Source organism: Natrinema halophilum (assembly GCF_013402815.2).
GTDB lineage: Archaea > Halobacteriota > Halobacteria > Halobacteriales > Natrialbaceae > Natrinema > Natrinema halophilum.
This window is the reverse complement of record NZ_CP058601.1, coordinates 306,267-332,689: the sequence shown is the minus strand read 5'-3', so window position 1 is coordinate 332,689 and position 26,423 is coordinate 306,267. Positions and strand designations below refer to the sequence as shown.

Here is a 26,423-nt window from a genome sequence, read left to right as displayed (position 1 = left end):
AGGAGAGTGGCTCGTTCGACGGAAAACGCCACTATCGTTCCCGACGGGTGAGAAGACGGGAAGATGTTCGACGGCTCGAGCGGGTGTTCCCACGCGCTGGGAGGTGACGGAACGGTTTTCGAGTTCGTCTCGAAGAAATGGGTATGGAAGAGACGCCACGCCGATCGACGGTCCCGGGCGACGAGCGCGGGAATCCCGCACCACAGTGGGAAGTGTTCGTCCGCACCGAAGCCGGCGAACCGATGCGACACGTCGGCAGTGTCGCCGCCGCGAATGGGACGGAGGCGCACGAACACGCGTCCCGACTGTTCGGCTGGTACGCCGCAGACGTGTGGCTCTGTCCGGCTCGCGCGGTCGAACGGTATTCGACACGAGGGCTCGCGGACGCGACCGAGGAACGGACAGATGAGATCGCGGTGGCCGAACGAGGCGAACGAGGACCCGACGCGAACGGCGAGGGAGCGCCCGTCTCCGAGGAAACCGAGTGTCCGAGCGGGGCGAACGACACATGATTTCGATCAGCAAACTCCTGTGCGAACTCGACGCCGAGGGAGACGGGCTGCGCTACGACGCGGCCGCCGACTCCGACAAACCGCAGATCACCGAGGAGAAACAGCAACGGCCCGTGGTTGTCTGGAACACGACTCGCCGGTGTAACCTGTATTGCTCGCACTGCTATGCGGGTGCCGAAACCGAACCCGGCTCCGGCGAGTTCACGACGGCCGAGAGCAAGACCTTTCTCGATCAACTCGCAGAATACGGCGTTCCGGTCGTGCTGTTCTCGGGCGGCGAACCGCTCGTGCGCGACGATCTGACCGAACTCGTCGCCTATGCCGCCGAGCGAGGACTCCGTCCGGTGTTGTCCTCGAACGGGACCCTCCTGACGCAGGAGAACGCCGTCGCGCTGCGCGACGCCGGCCTCCAGTACGCCGGCATCTCGGTCGACGGGCTCCCCGAGCGGAATGATCGCTTCCGGGGAACGGACGGTGCGTTCGACGCCGCCGTCCGCGGCATCGAAAACTGTCTCGAGGCCGGACTCAAGACGGGACTTCGGTATACGATCACCGAGGCGAACGCGCCGGATCTCGAGGGAGTCGTCGACCTGCTCGTCGACAGGGGGCTCGATCGGTTCTGTTTCTACCACCTGGATTACGGCGGTCGCGGGGCTGAGATCATCGATGCCGACCTCACCCCCAGCGAGAAGCGGGCGGCGGTCGAACGCGTGGCAGATCTCACACTCGACTACCACTCGCGCGGCGAAGAGATCGAGACGCTACTCGTCGGCAACTACGCCGACGCCGCCTTCCTCGTGGAGTACGCTCGCGACGAGTTCGGCGAGGCGAAGGCGAAGGCGGTCTACGATTATCTCGAACGAAATGGCGGGGATCCGACGGGCGAACGAATCGCCGACGTCGATTATCAGGGGAACGTCCATCCGACGCAGTTCTGGCAGGGCTACAGCCTGGGTAATGTGCGGGATCGGCCGTTCGGCGAGATCTGGAACGACGAGTCGAACCCGTTGCTCGCGGCGCTTCGGACCCGGGAAGACCGGTTGACTGGAAAATGTGCGGACTGCCAGTACCGTTCGATTTGCCGGGGCGGATCGCGGCTGCGGGCGCTTGCGACGACCGGCGACCTGTTTGCACCCGACCCACAGTGCTATCTCGCTAACGAGGAAAGACGCGCCGAGGGATCGGCCGTCGGCGGCGTCGCTGATTGAGCGCTCCGCCTCGATGAAGGGACGGCGGTACTGCGGTTATCGACCGGAATCCGAGCGCTGATGGGGAACGAGTCTCGCGGGAAGTGGCTCAGTCGTGGGGAACGAGTCTCGCGGGAAGTGGCTCAGTCGTGGGGAACGAGGCCCGTGGGGAGATGGCCGAGACACCGCAGACAATACGTAAAGGCAGTCCCGTTTTCCGTCCCACAGTGGCGACACGTTACCCGGTTGTCTCCCGCAGGAGTGTCCGAACTCATCGACGGTCGTACCGGACGGGGGCAAATATCATCCGTGCTGACGCATGCAAGGAAGCCCTCGATTACGGCCGGCAGAGCCGATCAGACATCGAGGAGGTGAACGCGGGTTACGTGGCCACCACAACCGCACCGGTCGACGTACTCGAGTCGGAGGCCGTCGAAGGCGGCCTCGAGTTCGTCCCAGAGGTAGGTCTCTGGGTGGCCATGATCGCCGTGCGTGACGAGGTTGACGTGGCAGCCGGGCTCGGTAGCGTCGATGGCATCTTTCGATTGTTCGACGACTAACGCCGGATCAGCCGCGTGTTCGGGTCCCTCGAGATTCGCCGACCACGAGGTGTCGTGGTCGCGGCGCGTGACGGGTTCGACCTCGGAGACGTCTTCGGTCATCGTCGGTTCTCGGCACCCGGCGGACGTAAGACCTGAGACGAACGCATTCGGCTTCGTGGGTCGGGACTCGCTGCGATCAGTGCCGCGTCGATCGATGGCGGATCGACGTCAGCGTACAGAGGTGAGGCACGGAACCCAGCAGATCTGTGTGGGCCGATGCGCGATCAGCAACAGAACATGAACGGGTAGATGAGTGCGACGCGATCGCCATCCACGAGTTCCGTCTCGAACCCGCCGAGGTGTTCGTTGAACCGACCGTTGACGCAGACCCGAGCGTACGGTCTGGTCTGCTCGCCCGCCGGATTCTTGCGCCAGGTACCGGGCAGGTCGTCGGGCGCCGGAGCCCAGCCGCTGTGAGTCGCATCCGCTTCGGTCTCGGCGATGAGCATGGCTTCGAGGTCGTACACCTGGAAAAACGACTCGAGAAAATCTCGAAGTCGGTCGCCCTCGAACGTGAACTCGAGTTCGTGCGCACCGACGGCGGTCCGAACGTGACCGGTGCATCGGACGGTCACGGTGGTCGTCTCTCTATCCGCGTCGATCTGTGCCTCCCTGTTCGCGTCGGCCGACGTCGCGGCAGTCTCATCGGTAGTGGCTCGGTTCGGTTCCATCGGTCCATCGGTGGTACGGAACGAGCGATGAAACACTCCGTTCCGAACGTGTTCGGGACGAATCGGACGGCCGTCCGGACCGAACCACGAGTCATGAATCAGGTGCCGGGTGGACTTCGGACGGACCGACAACCACCCATGGCGATCCCGCTGGGACACTTCGTCCTCGCGCTTGGGTTCCTCGTCGTCGGAGTCGGCGGTGGGACGGTGATGGCCGTCACGACGCTCCCCGGACTGTCGGGACTGGCGCACCTGCACGTCCTGTTAGTGGGCTGGATCGCGGTCACGATACTGGGGGCCATGACCCAGTTCGTGCCCGTCTGGTCAGGCGTGACGATCCACTCGAGACGGCTGGCGCTCGCACAACTGTGGCTCGTCACCGGCGGGCTGGCCGGGTTCGCAGCGGCGTTGCTCGCCGGCGCGCTCGCGTGGCTTCCGGTCGGCGGTGTGCTCATGCTGGCGGGCATCTGGACGTTCGTCTACAACGTCGGGCGAACGATCGCACGGGCGCGACCGTACGATTTCACCGAGCGCCACTTCGTGTTTGCCCTCGCGTGTTTCGGGCTCGTTGCACCGTTAGGATTGCTCCTCGCACTCGATTTCACGACGCCCGTGTTCGGCTCGCTGGGTATCTCACGGTTCGAGGTGCACCTCTCTCACGCGACGATAGCGCTGTACGGAGCGTTACTCGCGACGGTCGTCGGTGCGCTCTTCCAGTTGACACAGATGTTCACCCAGTCGGAGCCCGATCGATTCGACGAAGCGCTGCTTCGTCTCGAGCAACTGTGTTTCCCGGGCGGAATCGCGTTGCTCGCGCTCGGACGGGGTCTGACCCTCGAGACGCTCGCCAGGGTCGGTGCGGTCGGATTGCTGCTCGGCCTCGCCGCGTTCGCGCTCGTCATCGCGCGGCTGTTGGCACGTGCGACCGTCGACCGATCTCCGATGCTCGCCAGATACCGGGTCGTCGCGGCGTCGATGCTCGCATGGGTGGCGCTCGCGGGGCCGACGTGGTGGGCGAACTCGATCGGCTACGGCTCGCTCTTCGGTCATCCCGACGGACGTGGACTGCTTCTGTTCGGCGTTTTCGGGTTCGTCGTCATCGGTTCGCTGTACCACATCGTCCCGTTTATCATCTGGATCGAGCGATACAGCGACCGGCTCGGCTTCGAGCGAGTCCCGATGATCGACGACCTCTACGACGATCGACTGGAACGGGCTGACTTCTGGGCGACGGTCGTCGGCTTCGGCGGTCTCTCGGCGGGGCCGCTGATCGGCCTTCCGACCGTCGCGATGACTGCGAGCAGCGTCGTCGCGGCGGTCGGCGTCGGCCTGTTCGTCGCGAACGTGCTCGTGACGATCCACCGCCACGGCCCGGGCGGAATCGCCGGCGTTCTCGCGACCGCACTCGAGTCGACCGATGACTCTCACGCCGCAGGTGCAAGCGACCCCGACGTCGCCCCTGATCGGTAGTGGAACCGTCGATCCGCTACTCGGCGGTCGAGACGTTGATCTGCGGTTCGGACCGCTGCGATTTGATCGTCGTCACGACCAGTTCGCCGTACTCGGCGGCGGTTAGCTCACCCGCGTTGTACGCCGCCGCCCACGGCGTCTCGACCGTGGCCGAGCCGTACGACGCCGGCGCGTCGTCGAGGATCGTGGCCTCGAGCGCAGCGGCTTCGTAGCCGCCTTCGACCAGCGCCGCGTACCCGCCCGCGAGCAGGGCCAGGTCGTGGACGGTTCCCTCCTCGCGTCGATCCGTGTTGACGTACTCGATCGTCAGGACGTCTCGTTTGCGTTCGATGGACTCGACTGCGAGTTCGTACTCCGAAAGCTTCGACGCGAGGGCGTCGGGGTCGGCTATCCTGTCGGTCGAAAGCACCGCAATTCGTTCTTCGAGAACGGCCGTTCGCTGTGCCACCGGCAGGTCGGGAACGTACTCCGAAATCGGCCACTGCTCGTTTTTCGGAAACTCCGTCCCTATCTCCTCGATACACCCTGCGGATGCGACGGCCGTCGCAACCGTGACCGTCTGCAGGAACCGCCGTCGTGTCGTTGCGCTGGTCGGGTCCGACGCCGTTCGCTTCATACTCGCGAATTGCCGTCTCCGGACAAATGGATTCGTTCTGCAAGCGCCGGCACCGAGCTAAAGGCCCAATTTCTCGTAGGAGAGACAGCCGCAGATGGCACTCGAGTTGTATACCGTTGGCCTGGTCGTGATCGGTGTCGCACTGTTTGGCGTCGCCGTGCTCCCTCGGTTCGTTTCCGACCGCGCGATTTCGATGCCGATCTTCTTCGTCCTCTACGGCATGCTCGTCTTCGGGCTGCCGATCGGTCTTCCGGCGCCGGACCCGCTCGAGCAGGGGGCGACGACGGAGCACCTCACGGAACTGGGCGTCATCGTTGCGCTCATGGGTGTGGGACTGAAGATCGATCGGGTTCCGGGATGGCGTGCGTGGGCATCGACCTGGCGGTTGCTCGCGATCACGATGCCGCTGTCGATCGGCGGAGCTGCGCTGCTCGGCCGATGGATCGGCCTCGTGGTTCCGACCGCGATCCTGCTTGGCGCGTCTATCGCACCGACCGACCCGGTACTGGCGTCCGAAGTCCAGGTCCGCGGCCCGGGGATGGGAAGCGAGGAGGAATCGCTCGACACAGCGGAAGGAAAACAAGACGAAGTTCGGTTCGCACTCACTTCCGAGGCAGGATTGAACGACGGGCTCGCATTTCCGTTTACGAATCTGGCCATCGCGATCGCTCTGGTCGGCCTCGAGCCGACAAACTGGCTCGGGGAGTGGCTCCTCGTCGACGTCGGCTATCGAATCGCCGTCGGAGTGATCGGCGGCGTCGGCCTCGGCTACCTGACCGCTCGCGCCGTCTTCGCTACGAGCCCCGAGACGCCCGTTGCCGAATCTGTCCGCGGACTCGAGGCGATAGCCGGGACCGTACTCGTTTACGGTGCGACCGAACTCGTCGGCGGCTACGGCTTCATCGCGGTGTTCGTCGCGGCGCTGATGCTCCGCGATTACGAACGGTCACACGAGTACAACCGCTCGCTACACGAAGTGAGCGAACTCGCGGAACAGGTGATGATGGGACTCATCATGATCTTCTTCGGAGGCGCGATCGTCGGGGGACTCCTCGCGCCGTTGACCCCCGAGGCCATCGTCGCGACGGTCCTTATCGTGTTCGTCGTCAGACCGCTCGCCGGCCTCGTCGGATTCGCCGGGTTCGAACGCGACGTCGCCGAGCGGGCGACGATCGCCTTCTTCGGCGTCCGCGGCATCGGTTCGTTCTACTACCTCGCTTACGGGCTGAACGGTGCTGCGTTCCAGGATGCCGATCAGCTATGGGCGATTGTCGGCGCGGTCGTCCTCGTCTCGATCGTCGTCCACGGGATTACTGCGACGCCCGCGATCCGCTGGCTCGAGGCGCGGGCGGAACGCCGCTTTGCCACCGGTGCGGAATGACTCCTCGATCCGTCTCATCCCGCTCGCTCGAGAAAGATCGTCCAGAGGACGGCGGCGTAAATTCCGGCCCCGAGAACGGAGAGCCAGCGCCCGATCCCGACCAGCGATGGTATCGACGCGAGCAGTCCGGCGACCTCGATGCCCAGCCCGGAGACGAGTACCGCGATCGATGCTCGAGCGGTCCGATCGTCGATGCCGGTTCGTGACGCAACGGCCGGCGGATAGAAGTGGTAGGTGACGCCGATGATCGTCAGGCCGACGAAGCCGCCGACGGCGAGGCGGTAGTGGGCGTCGAACGCAGTTAGCGGGACGCTCTGGGACGGTGCGAACGCGAAGATGAGGCCCAGTAGGGCGAGCGAGACGGCACAGCAGACGGCAGCGAGTATTGCGTAACGGCCGATACGGCGGCGCTCGCTTTGCCGGGCAAGATCGGCGTACGCGACTGCGAAGCCGATGAGAGCGGTGGCCTGGAGCCCCGCTCCGATACGGAACGCCGTCCCGCCGCGAAAGTCGAGCGCGAGTAGTGCGGGGCCAGCGCTGCCCGCGATCAAGACGATCGCAGCGAGTTCCGGCCGAGGCGTCGCGACCAGTAGTCGCGGTAACAGACGGAATCCGATCGCGAATACCAGCAACGCGGCCGTCCCGGCCGCGAGCATGTGCGTCGTTGCCGGTCCCGGCGCAGGGGCCGGGAAATCGAGGCCGAGTTCGGCGGCCAGCGGTAGCGATGAGGCCACGAGGAGATAGACGAGTACGACTGGAACGGCCGCGTTGGCGATCCGATCTACCCGCTCGCGGTGGGCGTCGGTCGGGCCGGTGCCGGTCGCTCGTCCCGTCGGATTATCGCGGACGGTCCAGCCGATCGCGGCGACGAAAACGAGACAGCCGACGAACCAGCTCGTCGCACCGGCGAGCGCGACGATGGGCGGTCCGATCCCGGCACCGTCTGCGAACGCTCCAGCCGTGCCGATTACCGCGAACGGGAGGTGAATCGCCGGGGCACGCGGGACTGCCAGTTGACGGGCAAAGTACGACGGCACCAGCGTGTATGCCTTTCCGAAGACGACGTGGAGAACGAACCCGGAGACGCCGAGCGGGACGGTTGCCGCTCTCGGCATGCCCGCCGCAACGGTAACTTGCCAGGCGACGAAGAAGCCGACGCCGATTGCCACGAACGCACGCGACCAGCGGGTGACGGTCGCGGTCGCGTTCCCGGCTCGTGCCATGTTGTCTCAGAACGGTGTTCGACGGGACGATTCATCACTCTCACGGCTCTCTTCGGCGCCGCTTCCCGTCCGCGATCCGATCGAGTCCTCCGGAACTGCCCCGGACCGGCGATACTGCCTTTCGAGACGCTCGAGTTCGTCGTTGAGGGCCTCGGCCTGATGATGGGTCGGTCGGACCCGAATGCACACGAGATTGTACTCGTGGCGATCGCTGAGGCCGTTCCAGGCTCGAAAGGACCCCTTTACGAGCGCGTCTGCCTGTGGACAGAACTCCGTCGTCGGGCTGAACTCCGCCCGGAGAATGGCAGGATCGTCGGCATCGATGGCGTACCGGTATCCCGCATCCGGGTGGCGTCGGTCGAGGTTGAGTCGCGTCAGATTGTACCCGAAGGTCGCGTCGTAGACGCCTCGCTCTTCGAACAGTTCCCGCGTGAGGCGATGAAACGCGGCGTGGTCCATTCCGTCGAGGACGTCATGACCGTCGAGGAACGCTCCGGGTTCCGGGACGTATTCCGGTACGAATGCACTTATATCATCGAAACTACCGTCATCCGAAAGCCCGGTCGCTCGCCCGCTCGAGAAGGGGTTCATTCTATGCATCGTTGCGCGCCGAAAGACCCAGTAAATCGCGCCGAACATGTACCGCCTGTCGACACCGAACGAAATATCCGGACTTTCGCCTTTATCCGCCGACCGTCGTTGGGTGCCACCTACACCGTTGTGGATCGTTCAACATATTTTAAGTATACTAATATCACTAATGAAAGCGCCATAAAGAAATACAACAGTGTTCGAATATGTTGCCTGATGACCAAAATTGGCATTCAAGGAAGAGCTGAGGCCAGAGGATTTATATCTGATCGAAGAAAGAATCCGGCCAATGCTACTCTCAGTCGATCGGTCGGATTCCACGGTTTCGCAATCTATCAGCTTCGAAGTAATCGCTACCGTCGCTGAACGGGAAGGAATCGACCCGACAGCTCTCGAGCCACCTGAATATCAGGCTCTCTACGAAGTTATCAATCCCGAGGCCCTCGACGCGCTCTTTGCACCCCGCGAAAATGGACGAGAGCGACCGACCGGCCGCGTCGAATTTCCGTTCTGTGGATATCACGTCGTCGTCTCGAGCGATGGAGAGGTCACCGTCTCCGAGTCCGTCGAGTAAGGCTATCTTTAAACAGCGAGAGAATTCCGCCGTTTACGGCGTTGACGTGACGCGAAGCGTCTCGTTCGCACACCAGAACGCATAGCGTTCTGGGGACGGGCGTGAATCGCGTACTCTCATTACGTTTTTATCGAATTGGAACGAAAGATACGCCACGAGGCGGTACATCCGCCCCCATGTCGGGACAATCGGACAATATCGGGATTCCGTCCGCACTCATTGGGAGTATCCTGCCAAGAGAACGAGTCGGATACCGACGGAAAACAAGCAAGATACTCCCGAATCCCGTGTGGGATAGGGATAACGGGGGCGTGGCACTCCCAGTACATCGTCGATGTACGAACCCGAGGTTCCCAAATCAACCGCGTGCGGTGCGGTGGGAAGCCCCGCCGTCGTCGGGCGACGCCCGACTGCCTGAGGGATCGACGGTCCCTCTCCGTTTACCAGTAGTTGAAAACACGCCGATTCTATTCAGCAACGCACCTCAGTAATCAGTCAGTGTCTGAGGCACTCAAACTACCCTTGAGAACATCGGAGAATAAATATCTGATTTGTGTTAATTGGGTTGAGGGCTGGACGTCGCATGGGTGTCTCAGTTGATATTGTCGGGCAGACGGTACACTCTGCTCTATCGGTTCTCAGCTAAATTTCGGAGGAGGGACTTGTCATTAAACCGTTCGCTTGTGTATATGGTCACGATATCCTTCTCCACGGCCGTTTCGAGTGCCTCTTCCCATTCTCCGTTATCACGATAATTGTCAAAGTAGAAGGCCCAGTATTCCCGTTCACTGTAACCCCATATCGGGAAACTCTTGTCGTATCCCGTCCGCCAAAGTAAGAACTCGTCAGTATTTTCTATCTCTTCCTCCTGGAGGAGTTGATACAGGTCGTAGAGTGTAATGATGACAACACGGTCATCATTAGCGAGATGCTGGTGTACTTGACCGACACCTAACTCTTGGTCCACCCGCTCGTTTCCAGAAAACAGTGTGGGTATGAACCCATCAAGGACGATTATTCCGCCGGCTTCCATACTGGGCCAGTTCTTGTTGCCAGTGAGATTATACATTAGACCAAATTCGTCGTCTAAACTCTCAAGATAGTCTTGGGCTGTATCTATCTGCTCTATCGCCTGTACGGCTTTGTCCGTAAACCGGTTTTTGACGAGCTCGATTTGATTTGGAATCTTTCGGAAAATGGGGTGCGACTTGATTTCAATTACCCAGTAAGAACTGTCGAAAAACAGGATTCCATCGGCTTCGCCGGGATTGGGATCGTGGATGAACTCGAATTCCTTGACAAAATTCCGGTTGGGCACCTGTGTTAAAAGATTCTGTGCTAATTCCTCGACAACGCCTCCCTTTCGGTGGTTTTCGATCCCTTGTACACTTTCGAACCGACTAACATATTCCTCAATTCGATACTGAGCGGTCGTCAGTAGCACTTCAGGAAACGGAACAACTATTTCTGAACTATCTCCGCCTAATTGGAACAGAGGATTTGAGAGAAAATCCATTGTAGTGGTGCTGTCTCCCGAATGAGAGAGGAATTCCAGAATCTCTCTTCCGGTCTCAATTCGCTCTTCATGTAGGTTAGGATCGAATGTCGGGTCATCTGGAAGGGTCCCCTCTACGAATTCGCGCAGAACTGCCTGTACGTCAAGTACAACCGTCTTCCGCCATTGCTGTTGGAACTGATTGCTTGGTTCGTGAATGTCCGAAAAGTCAGCGTACTCCTCCCTAGATTCGAAGCAATGCAAGTCCGACAGAAGCAGTCCAGTATCTTCCAAGACTGCGTCACGAAGCAGCGCTTCAAATGACAACAGGTCATAGATAGTGAAGTAACCTAATTCCTCCAGAGGATCATTTAAATGGCTGTATCGGAAAAGTAGATACCCCTGGAAATCTTGGGGATTAATGTCTTCTGGGAGTGTGAGTAGTATTTCCTGAAAAATCACATTAAAATCCGCATCGCTTTCCTCCGAAAGCGCTTTCTTTTGATCGCCAAACTCCCTCACATCGCTGACATCGACTTCCTTTTGACCGAGTTCCTCGCTACGTAGTTGCTGATCAAAATACTGGCGAATGACAGGACGCCGTTCAGTGTTATAGCGTCCAAGAGACGAGAGGAAGATGAGATTTTCTCGTAAACGTTCCGAAACCATTCTGTTCATACAGAATAGCAGATTCGTCATAAAAGTGGCCGGTCAAGAACTTCTATGAATTCAGTCGGTAGTAGATTTATTCAATAAGAAGAGGACGGCTAGAAGCATGTTCTGAGAATCACGTTTCGACTGCCAGAAACTTCTATAGAAGTCTCAATCAGCCAAAGTTCTTGTTCCATGCTACAGAATCCTCCGGATATGCCTGATCCACTCACCGCGTTTGCCGCTTCAACTCTCGCATCCGAGGTCGCATCCTACGCTACGTCGAAGGTGACTACCGCTGCTCGCACCAAGTACTCGGAACTTACATTCTTAGATGAGAAAATCGAAGAAGCAGCACAGGAGACTGCTGAACGCTACCCAGAGTTAGACCCTGAGACCCTGCCTGCTCTTTTTGACTCTGAAGAGATTGCAGAACGAGTTAATGATTTTCAGGATGGTGGGGATTTCCTAGAATCGGATGACGTACTTGCATCGATTGATAGTGATTTGCTGGATCCGGACCTCGACATCTCTGAGGAGGAGCTGGCCGACCAGTTTCTGAGTATACTCCAGCAGAAAATAGCCGAAGATGATGATTTGGCATTCAAACTTCTCATTGCATACAATCAGAGGATATTCGATTACGCCCTTCGACTTGGGGAAACCCAAGAAGAAATCCTATTTTCTCTTGAGAAAGTAGCGGGTAGAAATCAAAATGAGAGGTCGTATACTGCTTTCACGCCGATCGAAAAAAGATTCGGCCGTGGTACTACTGGAGGGCGGAAACATACTAGTTCATTTTATAATAGAGAGGATGAATTTGAGAAGATAACTGACTTCGTAAACTCAGAATATCAAGCACTGATTGTGGGTGGCTCATCTGGAATTGGAAAAACACGGTTAGCCTTTGAGGCGGCGTTGCGGGTACAATCCTCAAATCCGAGTTGGACTGCTTATGCGGTAAACCCATTAGCTGATATCGAACGCGGCCTATCTGAGATTGATTTTGACGAGGAAGAGAATCTTTTATTCTTACTGGATGATGCCCGGGATTCGGGAAAGATAGAGCTTCTTTGCCGTATTGTGGAGGAAAAAGAGAATGAGATCAAGCTACTCTTTACAGAACAGCCTTGGTTCGTGGCAACCAGACAGAAGGAGACTACGCGCTCCGGCTTAGCAACAGAACAGATGAACTTGGGGCCACTGAATGCGAATGCCATTCAAGATCTCCTACAAAACGAATACGGAGTTCGAAATCCCAATACTTGGCGCTGGGTCACTAGTAACAGTGAGGGAAACGTTCTACTTGTACATCAATTAGCCAAATGGCTGCTCTCTGAGGAGTCGGATAGTTCCGGTCCCTCATCGCAAGAGGATATATTTTCACTAGCCTTTGACCAAAACTTCGACGACCTAGAGCGATACGCATCGCACACCAGTCTTGATCGATCTACTCTGGAGCAGTATATCGGCTACCTTGCCGCTGTTGGACAACTCAACACAAATAATGACGACCTCATGGAAGAATTCGTTGAAGTACTGCCACTAGATGAATCCGAAGAGAAACGATATCGCCGAATTGTGAGCTCTGCCGGTATCGTTGAAGACGAGAATGGCCGCCTACAAATTCAGCCGCTTGCCCTTAGAACACATATATCCTATAAGACATTCTTTAGTGAATCCGCATTTGATTTCAAAGAGGACATCTATAATCCGTTCTCTAATTACTTTGAAAAACCGTTAGTCGATACTCTAATTCGAATAGCGGGAAGGTATGACTGTCGAGAAGCCGAACAAATTCTAGATGGAATTGTAGGGGAGTACATTGAATCTACAGATGAAATTCCAATCACGGAGAGAGCACAGATCTTAACCTACTTTGAAAATTTAGGTCACAATCAGCCCGATCTCGCTCTAGAGCTTGTCACTGCATTTTTAGAGGAAGAAGTCTCTGACGACGCAGACCAGGCAGATGGAATTTGGATGCCAGGTCTGCTCGATGACCCAACTCCTGCGGGGAATTTCCTACTTCGATGCACGAAAATACTCTGGCATACCTTATTGAGAAGGCCAGACGATAGCGTCTCGCTCCTAATGGTGATTGCCCGAGATTATCCTGGCTCAGCGGTTAGAAACAAAGTCTTCCAATATATACGACAGGAAATTGAACCAAGTAGAGAGAAACATCCTGAAGCCCAGCTTGAACTGCTCTCTGTGCTTGAAGATCATCTACAATCAGATTTGGAAATTGAACTCAAGAACGAGCTGGTTGATGTTATCGGTAACCTTTCTCGTGAGCAAACGGAGGACCATTTCCAAGATCCAGCAGAGAGAGACAAATTCTGGTTCCAGAGAGGTCCAGTACCTCTTTCCGAACAACGGAAGCAGATTCGAGTTGGAGCAGTCAAGATTTTGTTCGAACTTGTCTGGAATTCGGATTCGCAGCATCTCAGGAAGAATGCAGCTGGAAAGGTATCTCGTTTCTGCACCTCTCAAGCCCGATACAAGGGGAGAACAGGAGAGCTGATTAACCGTGACGAGTTGGTTCTTATTTACCGCTTTGCCACGGCCTATGCTTCGTTCAGTAGAGATTTAGACAGTCTCCAGCAACTCGACTCGCTAATTACTCGAAACATAGAAGACTTGGAGATCGAAGGAGGCGCGGTTGCGCTCAAAGATGCATATTTGAAAAACGAACTTTACCAGCAAATGCGACGGATGAACCCGCCAGTTCGTGGGTTAGAGGAACAAGAAGCTCGGATAACGGGTTATATTGAAACGATTGATTCGCCGTGGGATGCCGAAATTGAGCGGCTTGAGGAAGTGTTAGCCCATTCGAGTTCAACATTTAATCAGTTTTTCCGGCTGCTCGGCAAGCTGAAACCCCAAATGGGTGAGCAAATTCTTGAGAAGGATTCTGACACACTAGAGCCATGTAGAGCATCCATCATTACCGGTATGAGTATCTCTTCTCCGGATGAGGCAAAGAGAATTGCCGAAGAAGCAGCTGACAAGAGAAGTGTAGTTGAAGCGTGCGCTGCCATTCGGCAATTGTTGGTTTCTGACCGGCCATTTGCCGTTAATACATATGAAGAATTGTTGAATGATGCGGCACCGTACACAGAGGAGGAGGCCATTCAGCTCGTAAGGTGTATCCATGGTGAATGGGAAGATAATCCGGACTGGACAGAGAAGCAATTAGTGGAGGTTCTAACTGATTCAGCAGAGGTCACTCCAAAACTGCTTGAGTTTGTTCTGCGTGTACTTCCATCGCATGATGATGAAGAACTCCAGACCGTATCGGAATCCTTGTTGACTGAAATCTTGTCTGCAGCAGAGACCTTCCAAAGTTTGAATGAACCGTATGAACTGAGAATGCTTCTGTCGGAGGCATCGGAACGCAATCCAAAGGCCTTCGTTGATTTCTGCCGCGAAAGAGTTGATCGTCGAGAAAGGAGGATAGGGTTGTTCCCCCGTGATTTTTCAATCAATGCAGAACGGATGCGTGACGGCACGCAATACTCAGAGGCTGTAGACACGGTAGTTGAGCTGATTGTTGACCCAGATGAGTGGAGTGCCTATGGTGGCCTCTTCGCTGTCTTCCCGACTACAGAGGTCGTGGAACGAATCATTGAAGATATGGAGGATTTCTCTGAGGAAGAAGTAATCAGAGTTCTGCACTACTGCGATTCTGCTCCGCTTAATGATGATATTGACCGACTTCTAAGAGCGTGTATGGATAGAGGAATAGACAATATTCGGCGAAATGACCGTGCCCAGTCAGCAATACACGCCGTAATTATCAATTCGACGGGTGTTCAGGTTGGCACGACTACTGAGGAGTCATACTCACGCCAGTTTGAACTCGTTCGAGGGTGGAAAAACGACGAAAATCTTAGTCCGGGAGTCCGTCGGTTTGCCCGTAATCTAGAGGCCGATCTTTATGATATGGTCGAAGAGGACATAGATTCAATCTAAAATTCCTATCAATCGGCATCTGAGGGGGCCCAGTCAGCATCAAATATATCTCCGAATACCTGCCGAGTTTCTGGCGGTTCGGTCGGAATCTGAAGGTCGTGCGGGTCGTCCTCGATGGCCTGCATTAATTCACCAGCGGTGACTTGCTTTCCTTCGCTCAGGTCTTCGCCAGTTTCCTCAGCGCGGAGGATGTTCGCCACTGTCCAGATGTTGAAGAGATGGGCCGCGAAGTTGAAGTAGAACGACCTAAGCGCGGGATTCTTCGACCCAGACTTGGCCAAGAAGTCGTGTTTGATCTTCCGGAAGTCCGTCTCGATGCCCCACCGACGGCGGTAGGCCTCCCCCAACTCTTCTGGTGGGACTTCCTCCGGGTGGAGGTTCGTATAGAAGTACGTGTAGTCGTCCATCGGCTCATCAGCCTCTGACTTCCGTAGTCTCACCGTCTTGTCCGACTCCAGCCCAACCGCGTAGTAGCTATCCTCGTCGAGGTCGCCTACGCCGTAGGAGTAGTACGACGAACGCAGATTGGCACGCGCCATCCCGTTCAGGAAGTGTTTGACCGTCTTCCCCGACTTGCGGCCCTGCATTACCAGTTCCAAGCCCTGCTCGGTGATGGCCGAAATCGTATCCGAGTTGTAGAACTCCGTCCCGGCGTCGAGGTAGACGCGGCCAATGTTCACGTGTTGCCGGCTTAGACGGAGCATCCGGCGGATGTACTTTGGAGTCTTCGACTTGTCCTTGACCGGGAGCACGACCAGAATCAGCGGCGTGTCGCTTCCGACGAGAGCGAGCGTGATGTACTTCCAGGCCCACGAGTAGTTCCGTCCCGGCTTCGTTCCGCGAATGAACTTGTCGCTGTCTACATCGCCGTAGAACGGCCAGTCCGTGATGTCGATGGCGACCTCAGCCTCCTCGGGGAAGTAGTCGTGCCTAGAGGCGATCTCGAACAGTACCTCGTTCGCTTCCCGGAACATCCGCATGACGGACTCCCGCGAAGACTTCCGCAGGTGGTAGGTGAGGTTCTGGCCCGTCGGAATGTCGCCGTCGTCGTAGAATGGCTTGTACTTGAGGTTCTTCGCGGCGTCGTTGACGAACCCGTTCCCGTTCGCGGTGGCGATGAGCACCCGGAGCGCGGCGTCCTTCGTCACTTCCGTGCTGTCGTCGCGCTTCAGCCGGATGTACTTGAACGTCTTCGAGCGCAGCTCCCGAGCGATCACCTGGACCGGCGGAAACCCCTCTCCGTCAATGACTATCGTGTCTGGCGTGGGCGGGCGCACCCAATTCTCAAAGTAGCCACCTTCCCACTGCCGAACCAGTGTCTCAGTCTGACTCGCGTAGTAGTGCCGGCGTTCAGAGTCCATTCGCCCCGGCATTCGGTTGAGAGTCGGCTGGCTGACTGAATCGCTGATGTCGAGCGCCTCGCGGTAGCTCTTCTTTTTGACTTTCCGCGCGACCTCGGACTGATTGAGGGGAGAGAGGTCGAAAAACAGGTAGAGACGTGTCGCCTCTTTCCCATCCAGATTTTGCGTGAGGTCCTCGTTGATGCCGGGATGCCAGTAGTGGGGGTAGAGTTGAACTCGCCCAAGAGCTTCTGCGAGCAGTATTTCCGGAGGAGAATCCGACTTGCCTCTGCGATTGCGTGAGTGGCTGAGGTTGAGTGCGTTCGCTCGGATGCGTTCCCACAGCGGCGGGACGATATTATCTGCGGGGTTTCGGGCCGGGATTTCCGTGTACGCCCACGGGTCCATTCGCGGGTCGGCTGGCAACTCCTCACGGGCTTCCTTGTAGTTTCGACTGATTTCGGCCCTCTCACTCCGACGTTTGTCGATGCTCCCTTTGCCCTCAGGATCGCGCTCAGCGTCTTCGTCCTTCTCCCTCGCCATGGAGCTCCCGGTCAATCCTCTTCAACTGACCAGACCAGCGAATTCCCGACTTTCTTCTTCGAGACTCGTCCCTCATCCAGAAGACGTCGAAGGCGATAGTCAGCACTCTGTCGGGCGATGTCGAGCTCGTCAGCTACCTCTTTTGTTCCCGCGGGCTCGTGCTTGCGCACCGCTTCCAGCACCTCCTCATCGGTGTGTTCGGGCTCGAATCGCCCGCCTTCGTTCCTTTCCCGGTCTTCTCCCATTGCTCTTCAAGTCGCAAGTATCGCCCTTCAACCTTCTGTCTCTGAGCAGAAGGCTAACGTTTATTTCCATCTGCTCCATAGCAGAAGGTGCGGAGGAAGCCCGGCCCCATGGGGCGTGACCATCGTAGGAAACGCCCGGGTGTTGGAGCCACCCGGGCCGGGCTTCTGAGGCCAGAAACCCATGTCAATGAAGACATCCGCCGGACTTCAGGATTCCGGCACGGAAGCCGAATCGGACGACGAAAACATCGAAGCCGATCTTGCCCTCTCGGAGCTGATCGGCCAGCACGAGAGCACCGACTGGAGCGAGGTTCCGGGCATCAGTGCCGCTGAAGCTGGCGCGTGGACAGCTCGACTGATCGAGGCGCGGGACCGTGTCCAGGAGGGTCTGTGATGCAGCGCCGTCAGTTCCTCGCTGCCGCGGCCGCTCTCGCCGCCCTCCCGCAAACAGCCAGCGCCGACTCGCCCGCGCCGCAGGAGATCGTCGAAGACCGGAGCGTGACCGACGACGAAACGTACTCGGTCACAGACTGCGGTTCCGTCCCCGGCGGCCTCAACAACGTCCTCGTCACGGCGGACATGAACGACGGCCCGCTCGAAGTCGAAGGCGTCCACGAAGAGGGCGGCTGGAGCGGCGTCGGACTCCGGTGGACGTCCGGCCCCATCGAGGTCGGCACCGGCCTCGACCCCGACGACGCCCGCGACCTCGCTGCTCGGCTGGTGGTCGCCGCGGACGCCGCGGAGGGGAAGTTCGATGACTGACGACCAGAAGGAGGACGAGGAATCCGAGCTGGGGATGAACGAGCGCCAGCGCCAGGTCCTCGAACGTGGTGGTGACATCGAGATCAGCGAAGACACCGGGAAACGGGTAGCTGACGCTCTCGATGAGGCTGAAGAGGACGGTGATGCCGATGACTGACGACGTCGCAGTCACAATCTCCGGGACCGGCCAGGTCGCCAGCGCCGTCGGCTACGAGGTCGAACACGTCGAACTCGACGACGGCGAGACGCAACTCATTCGACTCACGTTCGACCTGTGGGAGCTGTCGGCGTCCGTGGACTTCCACATCGACCAGGCAGAGGACTTCATCGTCCGCTTCCGCGACGAGATTGTCCGCGCGAAGCAGGCCAAACTGGAGTGGGAGACCGACACCGACCCAGAGACGGGCATCGCGGAGGAGTGCGACTGATGTACGACGACGTCCGCGTGACGGCCCGCATCGTCCGCACGGAGGATGGCGAGACGTTCCACGAGTACGAAGTCGGCGACGTTTCGCACCCCTCGGCAGAGGCTCTCGAAGCGGCGCTTGAAGCACTCTAACGCCCACAAAATCATGATTGAAGACATCGAGAGGGACGTTTTCGTACGAATCCAAACCGACCTACTGGTGGTCGGCGACAGCATCATGACCGACCGGCATCACGCCAGCAACGGGAACTACGAGGACGACGACCCGCAGAACCAGATCGGCGGCATCATCCCCGCCTTCCCGCTCTCCGGGTGGCTCCGCCACGGGATGGAGGAAGTCGTCCACGAGTACGACGGCACCGCCTGCCACCCCGGAGAGGCCAACGCGAACTTCATGAAAGAGGACGTCTACGAGCGCGACCTCGACGACGGCTACCACGAGAAGGGCGCGTGCACCGAGGACCCGAAGGAAGACGACGGTTGCGTGGTCTTCGACCTCTTCGGCGGCTTCGGTGGCGTCCCCGGGAAGGTGATGCGTCGCCCGATCAAGTTCAACCCCGTCCGGTCCAGCGTGGACTACACACGTGGGCAGGCTGAGGGGCACTACCGCCGACTCAACCGGAACGTCGTCTCCCGGAATCGAGAGGACAACCGGGAACCGCTCCGGAACGCAGAGGTGGATGCCGTGGCGAATCTGGACGGCTGTTGGCACCTCTCCTTCCGGGAGACGAAGCCCGAGTTCGTCGGCTTCCTGGCCGAGGGCATCGACTTCCTCGATGCGCACAAGACCGACTTCATGCACCAGCTCGGTGGCGCGCGGAACTTCGGCGCGGGGATCGTCGATTGCCACCTCATCAACCCGCTCTACAACGAGCGCGAACTGAAGCGCGTCTTCGACCGCGGAAAAGGCAACACGAACAAGATGGACGAAAAGGACGACCAGTGGACCGAGGAGTGCCGCCCGGCGTTCGTGGAGGCGCTGGAAGAGCGCATCGCGGAGGGACCGTAGATGGCCGAGAACGCCACCCTCAGCGACTTCCAAGGCGATGGCGGCCAGGACGTGATGGTCGCCGCGTACCGCCACGACGCCCACAAAATGAACGGCCAGCCGCACGACTACGCCCCGGAAACGTTCGCGGGCGTTCCCGTGAACCAGACGGTTCCCCACGGCGCAGACGGCGATGCGTCGGCACTCAGCCGGCCCAACGGCCAGCCTGAGCAGACGATGGAGAACCACGAGACACTCTACCGGCTGTCGCTCATCGAGGGCGAGAGTCGGTACGACCCCGAGGAGTTCACGCTCAACGGCATCGAGAGCGCAGTTCGTGACCTCCTGACCGAAGACGACCCGGCGGCCATGCATCGGGCGTGGCTGGAGAGCGACGTCGTCTCGGCGTTCAACGAGAGCGTCTACTACCCGTACACGAGCCTGAAGTACCACACCCTGCTCGTGGCGGCCCTACTCGACAACTACCGCGACGGCCACGACTTCTCCGATCTCCGGCTGGTCGTGGACCGCGCCGGGGAGATCGTGCTCCACCGGACGGTCTACGCGGGTGAAGACTTCGCGCTCCGAATCGATGAGAGCGCAGGCGGGCGACCGTCGTCCCGTCTCGGGAGTTGCCCGTGGCGGTCGTGGGCTTCGACGTGGAACCGGCTGACCGCGCACCCGCTTGATGCAGCTCACGACAAGTACGACATGGTGCTCGACGCGAACCTCCGCCGGATCGACGCGTGGTCCACCGCGCTCCAGTACATCGAGGACTTCCAAGAGGCGTTCGACCGATGACGCGCATCCAGCAAGTCCAGTGGGAACTTGAGATGGACTACATCGGCCACCCGTACTACGTCTCGGGGAACGCTATCATGCACGCACTCGGTCAGCAACTCCCGCACGACGTCCACCGCCACCTGAACGCGAGTCACGGCGTCTTCGTGCCCGGTCAGTTCGGGACGTTTCCCGAGGAGCACTCGCAGAGCGGTATCCGGCCGTACCTCGGGAGCGGCCTCCCGGACGTGGAGTGCTACGATGACCTGTTCCTGATGCGGGAGGCGTCGCACTCGTGGCTCCTCGATTCCCGGCCGCGAGACGCGCTGAACACCCACGACATCCGCGTCCAGAGCGGCCACCCGGCGCTGTCCCACGAGACCATCATGGGGAAGCCCGACGACGCGCGGAAGCAACAGCAGACGACGAAGTGGTACATCAACGCGTACCTCCACGCTGACCGGGACGACGTCCTCCCGCTCGATGAGAGCGCTCTGGACGCCCTCCAGTTCGGCGGGAAGCGCAACTACGGCTACGGCATTACGGGGCTGAAAGACACGCAGGTCGTAGACCTGGAGGCACTGGACTACTCCCGTCTCGAAGACGGTGAGGCGTTCATTCTCGAACTCGTGACGCCGTTCGTGCTGGAGTCGGAGTACCCGAACGCTCACGACCAGGACGTCCCGTGGTGGTGGAAGGAAGACCGCTGCGATCTCCGTGAACGCGAGGAGAAGGTGCTGGAGCAACGCGAGGTGTACAAGCTCCAGACCGTGGACCACGGGCAGGTGGTCGCCTACGAGGGCGACCGCCCGGTGGAGACCGCGAAGAGCGGCATCCTCCGGGTCGGCAGTCACTCGAAGTACGGCTTCGGAGAGCTCCGAGTGAAGCCCGTCGAAACCCGCTCGAATCAGTGTCAGAACTCAGAGGAAAAGACGAAGGTCACCAGGTGAGATAACTCATGTGTGACGGGAGAATCGGCACGAAAAAATCACGCCGCAGACTGAATAAAGAAATCGTATTTGCAACAACTGTTACGGCGAGGAGGATGTCACCCCTGTCGATGTTCGATTCGTAAGCGCCACGACGACGGAATCGGTCGTGAACCGCCGTTTTCGGGATCGGTGTGCACCTGAACGGTTCGTGCCGTCGCCGCTTGCTCTCCGTTTGCGCGAATCTCGTACGCCATCGATAGACTCGCGGAACCGATTTCGGTGATGGTGATCGAGACGGTGACGTCGTCTTTTGCCTCGATCGAGCGTGCGTAATCGAGTTCGAGGCTCGCGAGAACGGAATCCATCTCAGACAGTGAGACACCGAGGACCTCTCTGAAGTAGTCGTTTCGTGCTTGCTCGAGATACGTCGCATACACGGCATTGTTGACGTGTCCCATGGAATCGAGGTCGCGAATTCGAACGGTAACGGATGTTTCAAACCCATCGTCAATCATGTATGAGTGATTCTGGGACGCCTCTCGTACAGATGAGTGGACATCGTCGGATTCTAGTGAGACAGAGTTCGCGGCCACGGAAACAGCGCATCCGATTCGACGTCAGTGACCGAGATCAGTCGCCGGCCCTTGCCGCTTCGAAGACGTCCTCGTGGAGGCGATTCGCAACGATTTCCATCAACGGTTCGAGATTCGCTGTGTCTGCCCGGTTGTATTCGACGAGTGTTTCGAGGGCACCGTCGTCGCCGCGTTCGTACTCGTGCCAGAGTCGGACTGCGTCGCGGCCGCTGATGTCGGGCATATCTCGATCGATCCCGAGGTCGCGTTCGATCGCCTTCAGCCCCCCGTCGAGGCCAAGTTTCTTGCAGGGGTACATGAGGTCGACGTGTGGCACGTCGATGTCGACCTCGAAACAGGTCTCGAGGAAGGGGACGTCGAACCGCTGGCCGTTAAACGTCACCAGCAGGGCTGAGTCGTCGAGTTCCCGCTCGAGGCGTCTGCTCGTCAGATCGCAGCCTTTGACGAACGTTTTCGTCTCGCCACCGCGGTGGAGGCTGACGGTCGTTACGTCGTTCGTGGCGGCACTGAGCCCTGTCGTTTCGATGTCCAGAAAGCAGGTCTCGTCGCTGACGTTCTCGTAGCACCGCCAGCGACTCGACGCGGGCAGTGCGTCGGCGAAAACGGAGACGTCTCCTCGTTCGAGGTGGGTCCATCCTTCTTCGATGAACGTCTCGATTCGGTCGGAAAGCGTCGACCCGACCACGCTACCATCGAACTCGTCCCAGTGGGTGATGCCGTTCTCCCAGAGGCGACGTTCGGTCGTTTCCCCAACGCCGCGTACTGGAATGAAACTGTTCTCGATTCGCACACCAGTGGAGGGGTGCGGCGCGGGTAAAAACGCTTGGATCGTCCGCGATCGATCGACGGTCTCAGGTGTCCGACGCTGCTAGAATCATCGTGGTGCTATCGGGACGACCGAAAAGAGGTCGTCGTCTGCGAGGACGGCACGTACTCGATCGTGCCACGCGTCAGCAAACGCATTCCGTTGGTCGTCTGTCGCGGTTCCCTCGAGTATGGCCCGCAAATTCCCGATGGCCGGACCGCCATCGGGCACGTCACCGACGTGGTACGTGACCTCGACACCGCGCTCCGTGTCCGTTCGACGGAACCGAAACGTCGGACCGATCGCATCGGTCTCGAAGGCGTCGAAGGATAGCAGGCCTTGCCGATCGCCCAGGCCACCCGCCAATCCGCCGAACCCGTCGACACCTGCGGTGCCGGTGACGACCGAGATGAGTCGCCCGGTGATACCGTAGCCGGGATCGTCACGGGGTCCGGCGGCCAGCACTTCGATCTCGCTTCGAACGGGAAGCGAATCGGGGTACAGCGCCTCGAGCCCTTTCTCCGCGATGCGGTACGCGCCGGCCGCGGTCGGGCACGAGTGACCCGCGACCGTGACGATATCCTCGTAGTCGACGAGGAACGGCTCTCCTTCCTCGAGGACGGCCAGCGCTTCGGCAACCGGATCGCGAATTCGAATCGGTTCGATGTCGTAGTGGACTGCCCAGTGCGATTCGTTCGTTCGTGCGACGTTCGAGTTCGAGTCTGATGACATGGTTCTGAATCACATGTGGCGTTGACTGTCAGTTGTTTCGTCCCGTCACGGTTCAGTGCCGGAGAAGGCGCATCCCGTTGAGGATAACCAGGAGAACGCTGCCCTCGTGGACGAGCATTCCGCCGGCGAGGTGGACGACGTTCCCGAGGACGGCCGCGAGCAGGAGTCCGACGGTCAGGACCGCAATGGCGACGTTCTCGGTGATGTTCCAGCGCGTCGCCTTGCTTAGACTGATCGCGTCGGGGATCCGCGAGAGGTCGTCGGCCATCAGCGCCATATCGGCCGTCTCTATGGCCGTGTCGGTGCCCGCCGCACCCATCGCGATGCCGACGTCCGCCGTCGCCAGCGACGGTGCATCGTTGATACCGTCGCCGACCATCGCCACCACGTGTCCCGACTTTCCGGCCGTCTCTCCGTCACGAAACGCTTCGATCGCTGCCTGCTTCTCTTCGGGAAGTAACTCGGCGCGATAGTCGTCGATACCGACGGCTCGAGCGACGGCCTCGGCCGTCCGTTCGTTGTCGCCGGTGAGCATCACCGTCCGGATGCCCGCGTCTTTTACCGACCGTACGACGTCCGGAGCGGCATCGCGCAATTCGTCCCGAAGGGCGATGATGCCGACGACGGTCCCGTTACGTACGACGTGGACTGCAGTTTCGCCGTCAGATTCGCGCTCGCGGACGTAGTCACCTACGTCGTCGGGCACTGCAATCGCCTCGGCCGCGAGGAGCGCCCGGTTTCCGACGACGATCTCGTTTCCGTCGTGGGAGGCGACGACGCCCTTGCCCGGGATGACGTCGAACTCGTCGGGATCCGGAACGGACCCGCTGCCGGCGGGCATCGGATTCGTCGCAACTGCTCCACCGTCGGACCGCATATCCGACGAGGGTCGCCTCGAACCACTCGGCTCACCGCCGTCGGCAGCGATTGAAGTCGTATCGTCGCGATCGGTTGCCGCCTCGAGAATGGCATCCCCGAGATGGTGTTCGCTCTTTTTTTCGGCGACGGCTGCGAGACGGAGCACCTGATCCGCGTCGCAATCGAACCCTGTGACGTCGACGACAGCCGTTTCGTCTTTTGTCAGCGTGCCAGTCTTGTCGAAGGCGACGAGATCGATCTTGCCGGCGGTCTCGAGATGCGCGCCGCCTTTCAACAGCACTCCATTGCGCGCGGCGTTGCCGATCGCCGAGACGATGCTGACGGGCGGACCGATGACCAACGCACCGGGGCAGCCGATCACCAGCAGGGTCAACGCCAGCATGGCGTCTCGCGTCGCCGCGAACGCACCGATCGAGAGCACGAGTATCGCCGGCGTGTAATACGATGCAAAGCGGTCGATGAGGCTTTCCGCCGGCGACTGCGCCTCCTGGGCTTCCTCGACTCGACGGATAATCCGCTGAAGGGTCGTGTCTGACCCCGTCCCGGTCGTCCGGACCTCGAGTGCGCCGTCCGTATTGATCGTCCCGGCGAAAACGTCGTCACCGGCGGTCTTGTGAACGGGGGCACTCTCACCCGTCACGGGCGCTTGATCGACCGCACTTTCGCCGTCGACCACCTCACCGTCGACGGGGATCTTCCCTCCCGGTTTGACGACCACGATCTCGCCGTCCCGAACCTCTCGAGCTGGGACTTCGACCTGCGACCCGTCCCGACGGACGATAGCCGTGTCCGGCGACAGCTCGAGCAATTCCTCGAGGGCCGATCGTGTCTTGCGCATCGTCCGCCCCTCGAGGTAACTGCCGAGGCTGAACAGGAAGACGACGGCCGCGGCTTCCCAGTAGGCGCCGATTCCGATGGCACCGACGGCGGCCACCGTCACGAGCGTCTTGATCCCGAGCGTTCGGTTCCGGAGTTCGTAGTAGCCGTGCTTCGCGATGTCGTACCCGCCGATAACGGTCGCGACGACGAGGACGCCAGCGCCCGCCAGATCGGCATCGGTGACGGCGCCGAGAGTCCAGCCACCCGCGTACAGCAATCCGGTGACGACCGTGACGATGGCCGTGCGATGTTGCGCATAGTATCGTTGCCAGTCGGACGGCAGTCGGTTCGGTAACATGGGTGAAGAGGCCGTTACGCGGGTTGTGGCGTATAACCCTGATTCTCGATCATTCGCTCGAACGCGGCCGGTTCGATCGCGTCTTCGTCGTACGTGATCTCGACGCGGCCCGTCGTGTAGTGGACAGAGATGGATTCGACGCCGTCGGTCGACTCGATCGCCCGTTCGACGTTGCTCGCACACGTCGGGCAATCGAAGTCCATGACGCGAAACTGCGTAGTTTGGGTCATCGTTCACGTCGAGAAAGGGGTCCTCCCGACAAAAGCATTTTTTATATGATATGTTTGGGTAGTTGGACCGGTCGTTTCACCGGTGAGACGGATCGTCTAGGACTTCGGCTCCGAAGTTCCCGCCGACTGAGGACGGGCCGATACCTTTGGGGTTGGCGTCCCCAGTACCTCGTATGTATCAGTCCGACCCGGATATTCAGCTTCGAGACATCGCGATTCAGGACGCCGACCTCTCGACCGCCGTCGACGAGCCCGTTCGAGCGATGATTCTCGACATGCTCGCCGACGAGCCGATGACGGCCGGCGACGTCGACGCGGAACTCACGAGTCGAGGGATCGACCGGACGGAAAATACGGTTCGCCACCACATCAATACCCTTCGAGATGCGGGGCTCGTCGAAGTCGTCCGGTACGAGGAAGGCCGCGGCGGGACGTCGAAGTACTACGGCGCAACCACGATGCTCCTCTCGTATACGCTCCCGGAAGACGCCGACGACGAAATCGACGAGTTGGTCGAAGCGGCTCGCCCCGAAGTCGAAGCGCTCCTCGAGACGCTCACGGACGAATACGCGGATACGATCGACGATATCGTCGCAGCGATGGAGCCCTGCGCTCACTGTCGGACGCAAAAATACGAGTCGTACGTCTTGCTGACGGTTCTGCGGCGAGCGTTCGCTCGAGCGCGATAACCGGGTGTACCGCCTCGCGGTCAGTAGTCCGGGGCGGCCGGGTCGGTCAGAAGGCGAAATCGATGGTTCGGTCGACACCGCGGGTGCGGAGATAGCTCGAGCAGTCGGCATCCGTGCGGACAACGTAACGACCGACGGGACCGGTATCCCGCCGCTCTCGTGAGAGCATCGCTACAGTACCGGTCGTCTTCACCGGTCACGGACGCCCGACGATTATCCGAACTATCCCGAGTACGGGCCCCGTTCGTCCGTAACGGTCTGCGATGTGGTGGCGAACGCCTACGGCGGGTTGCGGTCTGCGATGTAGTGGCGAACGCCTACGGCGGGTTGCAGTCTGCGATGTAGTGGCG

General features: G+C 59.4%; 30 protein-coding genes. 16 read left to right on the top strand and 14 right to left on the bottom strand.

Features of this window, described 5'->3' with window-relative positions; genetic code table 11:
- Positions 1 to 143: 143 nt before the first annotated feature.
- Both HYG82_RS22370 and HYG82_RS22365 read left to right on the top strand, forming a co-directional pair.
- Complete coding sequence (locus HYG82_RS22370) at positions 144 to 512, top strand: Htur_1727 family rSAM-partnered candidate RiPP (protein WP_179259361.1); 369 nt, start codon at positions 144 to 146, stop codon at positions 510 to 512.
- The gene (locus HYG82_RS22365; protein ID WP_179259360.1) at positions 509 to 1,720 is read left to right on the top strand and encodes a TIGR04347 family pseudo-SAM/SPASM protein; all 1,212 of its coding nucleotides are present in this window, start codon (positions 509 to 511) and stop codon (positions 1,718 to 1,720) included. Before HYG82_RS22370 ends, HYG82_RS22365 begins: the two co-directional genes overlap by 4 nt.
- A 122-nt stretch (positions 1,721 to 1,842) precedes the next feature.
- On the opposite strand, the gene HYG82_RS44235 is transcribed toward HYG82_RS22365, so the two are convergent.
- The 3 genes from HYG82_RS44235 to HYG82_RS22355 all read right to left on the bottom strand — a co-directional run bounded on the left by HYG82_RS44235 (position 1,843) and on the right by HYG82_RS22355 (position 2,972).
- Positions 1,843 to 1,974 (bottom strand): DUF7577 domain-containing protein, encoded by a 132-nt coding sequence (locus tag HYG82_RS44235; RefSeq protein WP_284145020.1) that lies wholly within the window; start codon positions 1,972 to 1,974, stop codon positions 1,843 to 1,845.
- 81 nt (positions 1,975 to 2,055) lie between these two features.
- A complete protein-coding gene (locus tag HYG82_RS22360) occupies positions 2,056 to 2,361 on the bottom strand; it encodes a CGCGG family putative rSAM-modified RiPP protein (RefSeq protein WP_179259359.1) in 306 nt (101 codons plus the stop codon).
- A gap of 164 nt (positions 2,362 to 2,525) precedes the next feature.
- Positions 2,526 to 2,972, bottom strand: coding sequence for a MoaD/ThiS family protein (locus HYG82_RS22355; protein WP_179259358.1), 447 nt, complete (start codon positions 2,970 to 2,972; stop codon positions 2,526 to 2,528).
- Positions 2,973 to 3,110: 138 nt separating this feature from the next.
- On the opposite strand from HYG82_RS22355, the gene HYG82_RS22350 reads away from it, so the two are divergent.
- Positions 3,111 to 4,442 carry a hypothetical protein gene (locus tag HYG82_RS22350; protein WP_179264311.1) on the top strand — a complete coding sequence of 444 codons (1,332 nt, stop codon included), beginning with the start codon at positions 3,111 to 3,113 and terminating at the stop codon, positions 4,440 to 4,442.
- Positions 4,443 to 4,458: 16 nt separating this feature from the next.
- Here the strand turns inward: HYG82_RS22350 and HYG82_RS22345 are convergent, their stop codons facing one another.
- Positions 4,459 to 5,058 (bottom strand): DUF8159 domain-containing protein, encoded by a 600-nt coding sequence (locus HYG82_RS22345; RefSeq protein WP_179259357.1) that lies wholly within the window; start codon positions 5,056 to 5,058, stop codon positions 4,459 to 4,461.
- 94 nt (positions 5,059 to 5,152) lie between these two features.
- On the opposite strand from HYG82_RS22345, the gene HYG82_RS22340 reads away from it, so the two are divergent.
- Positions 5,153 to 6,439, top strand: coding sequence for a cation:proton antiporter (locus tag HYG82_RS22340; protein ID WP_179259356.1), 1,287 nt, complete (start codon positions 5,153 to 5,155; stop codon positions 6,437 to 6,439).
- Positions 6,440 to 6,453: 14 nt separating this feature from the next.
- On the opposite strand, the gene HYG82_RS22335 is transcribed toward HYG82_RS22340, so the two are convergent.
- Positions 6,454 to 7,662, bottom strand: a complete 1,209-nt coding sequence (locus HYG82_RS22335; protein ID WP_179259355.1) for a hypothetical protein — start codon at positions 7,660 to 7,662, stop codon at positions 6,454 to 6,456.
- A gap of 6 nt (positions 7,663 to 7,668) precedes the next feature.
- Positions 7,669 to 8,301 (bottom strand): DUF7998 family protein, encoded by a 633-nt coding sequence (locus HYG82_RS22330; protein ID WP_179259354.1) that lies wholly within the window; start codon positions 8,299 to 8,301, stop codon positions 7,669 to 7,671.
- Between the two features lie 241 nt (positions 8,302 to 8,542).
- On the opposite strand from HYG82_RS22330, the gene ddfA reads away from it, so the two are divergent.
- On the top strand, positions 8,543 to 8,827 hold the full coding sequence (gene ddfA, locus HYG82_RS22325; protein WP_179259353.1) for a DdfA family disk-determining factor: 285 nt from the start codon (positions 8,543 to 8,545) through the stop codon (positions 8,825 to 8,827).
- Positions 8,828 to 9,455: 628 nt separating this feature from the next.
- Here the strand turns inward: ddfA and HYG82_RS22320 are convergent.
- Positions 9,456 to 10,991, bottom strand: a complete 1,536-nt coding sequence (locus tag HYG82_RS22320) for a hypothetical protein (protein ID WP_179259352.1) — start codon at positions 10,989 to 10,991, stop codon at positions 9,456 to 9,458.
- A gap of 198 nt (positions 10,992 to 11,189) precedes the next feature.
- Between HYG82_RS22320 and HYG82_RS22315 the strand changes: the two genes are divergently transcribed.
- Complete coding sequence (locus HYG82_RS22315; RefSeq protein ID WP_218834199.1) at positions 11,190 to 14,951, top strand: hypothetical protein; 3,762 nt, start codon at positions 11,190 to 11,192, stop codon at positions 14,949 to 14,951.
- A gap of 8 nt (positions 14,952 to 14,959) precedes the next feature.
- Here the strand turns inward: HYG82_RS22315 and HYG82_RS22310 are convergent, their stop codons facing one another.
- Together HYG82_RS22310 and HYG82_RS22305 are read right to left on the bottom strand one after the other, a co-directional pair.
- Positions 14,960 to 16,834, bottom strand: a complete 1,875-nt coding sequence (locus HYG82_RS22310; RefSeq protein ID WP_179264307.1) for a transposase — start codon at positions 16,832 to 16,834, stop codon at positions 14,960 to 14,962.
- A gap of 11 nt (positions 16,835 to 16,845) precedes the next feature.
- The gene (locus HYG82_RS22305; protein ID WP_179259351.1) at positions 16,846 to 17,079 is read right to left on the bottom strand and encodes a winged helix-turn-helix transcriptional regulator; all 234 of its coding nucleotides are present in this window, start codon (positions 17,077 to 17,079) and stop codon (positions 16,846 to 16,848) included.
- A gap of 181 nt (positions 17,080 to 17,260) precedes the next feature.
- On the opposite strand from HYG82_RS22305, the gene HYG82_RS22300 reads away from it, so the two are divergent.
- Genes HYG82_RS22300 through HYG82_RS22270 form a run of 8 tightly spaced genes read left to right on the top strand, consistent with a single transcriptional unit; the run spans position 17,261 to position 20,986 of the window.
- A complete protein-coding gene (locus HYG82_RS22300) occupies positions 17,261 to 17,473 on the top strand; it encodes a hypothetical protein (RefSeq protein ID WP_235217793.1) in 213 nt (70 codons plus the stop codon).
- Complete coding sequence (locus HYG82_RS22295; protein WP_179259350.1) at positions 17,473 to 17,841, top strand: hypothetical protein; 369 nt, start codon at positions 17,473 to 17,475, stop codon at positions 17,839 to 17,841. The genes HYG82_RS22300 and HYG82_RS22295 overlap by 1 nt, the downstream gene beginning before the upstream one ends.
- A complete protein-coding gene (locus tag HYG82_RS22290; protein WP_179259349.1) occupies positions 17,834 to 17,998 on the top strand; it encodes a hypothetical protein in 165 nt (54 codons plus the stop codon). Before HYG82_RS22295 ends, HYG82_RS22290 begins: the two co-directional genes overlap by 8 nt.
- Positions 17,991 to 18,269 (top strand): hypothetical protein, encoded by a 279-nt coding sequence (locus tag HYG82_RS22285; protein ID WP_179259069.1) that lies wholly within the window; start codon positions 17,991 to 17,993, stop codon positions 18,267 to 18,269. Before HYG82_RS22290 ends, HYG82_RS22285 begins: the two co-directional genes overlap by 8 nt.
- Positions 18,269 to 18,400 (top strand): hypothetical protein, encoded by a 132-nt coding sequence (locus HYG82_RS44230; protein WP_284145019.1) that lies wholly within the window; start codon positions 18,269 to 18,271, stop codon positions 18,398 to 18,400. The genes HYG82_RS22285 and HYG82_RS44230 overlap by 1 nt, the downstream gene beginning before the upstream one ends.
- Positions 18,401 to 18,413: 13 nt before the next feature.
- Positions 18,414 to 19,277, top strand: coding sequence for a hypothetical protein (locus HYG82_RS22280; protein WP_179259348.1), 864 nt, complete (start codon positions 18,414 to 18,416; stop codon positions 19,275 to 19,277).
- The gene (locus HYG82_RS22275; protein WP_179259347.1) at positions 19,278 to 20,057 is read left to right on the top strand and encodes a DUF8168 family protein; all 780 of its coding nucleotides are present in this window, start codon (positions 19,278 to 19,280) and stop codon (positions 20,055 to 20,057) included.
- Positions 20,054 to 20,986: a hypothetical protein gene (locus HYG82_RS22270; protein WP_179259346.1), complete on the top strand. Its 933-nt coding sequence runs from the start codon at positions 20,054 to 20,056 to the stop codon at positions 20,984 to 20,986. The genes HYG82_RS22275 and HYG82_RS22270 overlap by 4 nt, the downstream gene beginning before the upstream one ends.
- Before the next feature lie 98 nt (positions 20,987 to 21,084).
- Here HYG82_RS22270 and HYG82_RS22265 read toward each other — a convergent pair whose 3' ends face one another.
- From HYG82_RS22265 to HYG82_RS22245, 5 genes are all read right to left on the bottom strand, one after another.
- Entirely contained in the window at positions 21,085 to 21,483 is a 399-nt protein-coding gene (locus HYG82_RS22265; RefSeq protein WP_235217792.1) for an acyl-CoA thioesterase, read from the bottom strand.
- Between the two features lie 115 nt (positions 21,484 to 21,598).
- On the bottom strand, positions 21,599 to 22,351 hold the full coding sequence (locus tag HYG82_RS22260; RefSeq protein WP_179259344.1) for a ribonuclease H-like domain-containing protein: 753 nt from the start codon (positions 22,349 to 22,351) through the stop codon (positions 21,599 to 21,601).
- Positions 22,352 to 22,435: 84 nt separating this feature from the next.
- Entirely contained in the window at positions 22,436 to 23,098 is a 663-nt protein-coding gene (locus tag HYG82_RS22255; RefSeq protein ID WP_179259343.1) for a hypothetical protein, read from the bottom strand.
- A gap of 52 nt (positions 23,099 to 23,150) precedes the next feature.
- Positions 23,151 to 25,154 carry a heavy metal translocating P-type ATPase gene (locus HYG82_RS22250; RefSeq protein ID WP_179259342.1) on the bottom strand — a complete coding sequence of 668 codons (2,004 nt, stop codon included), beginning with the start codon at positions 25,152 to 25,154 and terminating at the stop codon, positions 23,151 to 23,153.
- Between the two features lie 14 nt (positions 25,155 to 25,168).
- On the bottom strand, positions 25,169 to 25,384 hold the full coding sequence (locus HYG82_RS22245; protein WP_179259341.1) for a heavy-metal-associated domain-containing protein: 216 nt from the start codon (positions 25,382 to 25,384) through the stop codon (positions 25,169 to 25,171).
- Between the two features lie 173 nt (positions 25,385 to 25,557).
- On the opposite strand from HYG82_RS22245, the gene HYG82_RS22240 reads away from it, so the two are divergent.
- Positions 25,558 to 26,073, top strand: a complete 516-nt coding sequence (locus tag HYG82_RS22240; protein WP_179259340.1) for an ArsR/SmtB family transcription factor — start codon at positions 25,558 to 25,560, stop codon at positions 26,071 to 26,073.
- A 4-nt stretch (positions 26,074 to 26,077) separates the two neighbouring features.
- Positions 26,078 to 26,236, top strand: a complete 159-nt coding sequence (locus HYG82_RS22235) for a hypothetical protein (RefSeq protein WP_235217791.1) — start codon at positions 26,078 to 26,080, stop codon at positions 26,234 to 26,236.
- The last annotated feature ends 187 nt before the right edge of the window (positions 26,237 to 26,423 follow it).

Bases quoted from the DNA above. Each gene is read 5' to 3' on its own strand.
- HYG82_RS22370 (WP_179259361.1), top strand. From the start codon at position 144: ATGGAAGAGACGCCACGCCGATCGACGGTCCCGGGCGACGAGCGCGGG.
- HYG82_RS22365 (WP_179259360.1), top strand. From the start codon at position 509: ATGATTTCGATCAGCAAACTCCTGTGCGAACTCGACGCCGAGGGAGAC.
- HYG82_RS44235 (WP_284145020.1), bottom strand. From the start codon at position 1,974: ATGAGTTCGGACACTCCTGCGGGAGACAACCGGGTAACGTGTCGCCAC.
- HYG82_RS22360 (WP_179259359.1), bottom strand. From the start codon at position 2,361: ATGACCGAAGACGTCTCCGAGGTCGAACCCGTCACGCGCCGCGACCAC.
- HYG82_RS22355 (WP_179259358.1), bottom strand. From the start codon at position 2,972: ATGGAACCGAACCGAGCCACTACCGATGAGACTGCCGCGACGTCGGCC.
- HYG82_RS22350 (WP_179264311.1), top strand. From the start codon at position 3,111: ATGGCGATCCCGCTGGGACACTTCGTCCTCGCGCTTGGGTTCCTCGTC.
- HYG82_RS22345 (WP_179259357.1), bottom strand. From the start codon at position 5,058: ATGAAGCGAACGGCGTCGGACCCGACCAGCGCAACGACACGACGGCGG.
- HYG82_RS22340 (WP_179259356.1), top strand. From the start codon at position 5,153: ATGGCACTCGAGTTGTATACCGTTGGCCTGGTCGTGATCGGTGTCGCA.
- HYG82_RS22335 (WP_179259355.1), bottom strand. From the start codon at position 7,662: ATGGCACGAGCCGGGAACGCGACCGCGACCGTCACCCGCTGGTCGCGT.
- HYG82_RS22330 (WP_179259354.1), bottom strand. From the start codon at position 8,301: ATGTTCGGCGCGATTTACTGGGTCTTTCGGCGCGCAACGATGCATAGA.
- ddfA (WP_179259353.1), top strand. From the start codon at position 8,543: ATGCTACTCTCAGTCGATCGGTCGGATTCCACGGTTTCGCAATCTATC.
- HYG82_RS22320 (WP_179259352.1), bottom strand. From the start codon at position 10,991: ATGGTTTCGGAACGTTTACGAGAAAATCTCATCTTCCTCTCGTCTCTT.
- HYG82_RS22315 (WP_218834199.1), top strand. From the start codon at position 11,190: ATGCCTGATCCACTCACCGCGTTTGCCGCTTCAACTCTCGCATCCGAG.
- HYG82_RS22310 (WP_179264307.1), bottom strand. From the start codon at position 16,834: ATGGCGAGGGAGAAGGACGAAGACGCTGAGCGCGATCCTGAGGGCAAA.
- HYG82_RS22305 (WP_179259351.1), bottom strand. From the start codon at position 17,079: ATGGGAGAAGACCGGGAAAGGAACGAAGGCGGGCGATTCGAGCCCGAA.
- HYG82_RS22300 (WP_235217793.1), top strand. From the start codon at position 17,261: ATGTCAATGAAGACATCCGCCGGACTTCAGGATTCCGGCACGGAAGCC.
- HYG82_RS22295 (WP_179259350.1), top strand. From the start codon at position 17,473: ATGCAGCGCCGTCAGTTCCTCGCTGCCGCGGCCGCTCTCGCCGCCCTC.
- HYG82_RS22290 (WP_179259349.1), top strand. From the start codon at position 17,834: ATGACTGACGACCAGAAGGAGGACGAGGAATCCGAGCTGGGGATGAAC.
- HYG82_RS22285 (WP_179259069.1), top strand. From the start codon at position 17,991: ATGACTGACGACGTCGCAGTCACAATCTCCGGGACCGGCCAGGTCGCC.
- HYG82_RS44230 (WP_284145019.1), top strand. From the start codon at position 18,269: ATGTACGACGACGTCCGCGTGACGGCCCGCATCGTCCGCACGGAGGAT.
- HYG82_RS22280 (WP_179259348.1), top strand. From the start codon at position 18,414: ATGATTGAAGACATCGAGAGGGACGTTTTCGTACGAATCCAAACCGAC.
- HYG82_RS22275 (WP_179259347.1), top strand. From the start codon at position 19,278: ATGGCCGAGAACGCCACCCTCAGCGACTTCCAAGGCGATGGCGGCCAG.
- HYG82_RS22270 (WP_179259346.1), top strand. From the start codon at position 20,054: ATGACGCGCATCCAGCAAGTCCAGTGGGAACTTGAGATGGACTACATC.
- HYG82_RS22265 (WP_235217792.1), bottom strand. From the start codon at position 21,483: ATGATTGACGATGGGTTTGAAACATCCGTTACCGTTCGAATTCGCGAC.
- HYG82_RS22255 (WP_179259343.1), bottom strand. From the start codon at position 23,098: ATGTCATCAGACTCGAACTCGAACGTCGCACGAACGAACGAATCGCAC.
- HYG82_RS22250 (WP_179259342.1), bottom strand. From the start codon at position 25,154: ATGTTACCGAACCGACTGCCGTCCGACTGGCAACGATACTATGCGCAA.
- HYG82_RS22245 (WP_179259341.1), bottom strand. From the start codon at position 25,384: ATGACCCAAACTACGCAGTTTCGCGTCATGGACTTCGATTGCCCGACG.
- HYG82_RS22240 (WP_179259340.1), top strand. From the start codon at position 25,558: ATGTATCAGTCCGACCCGGATATTCAGCTTCGAGACATCGCGATTCAG.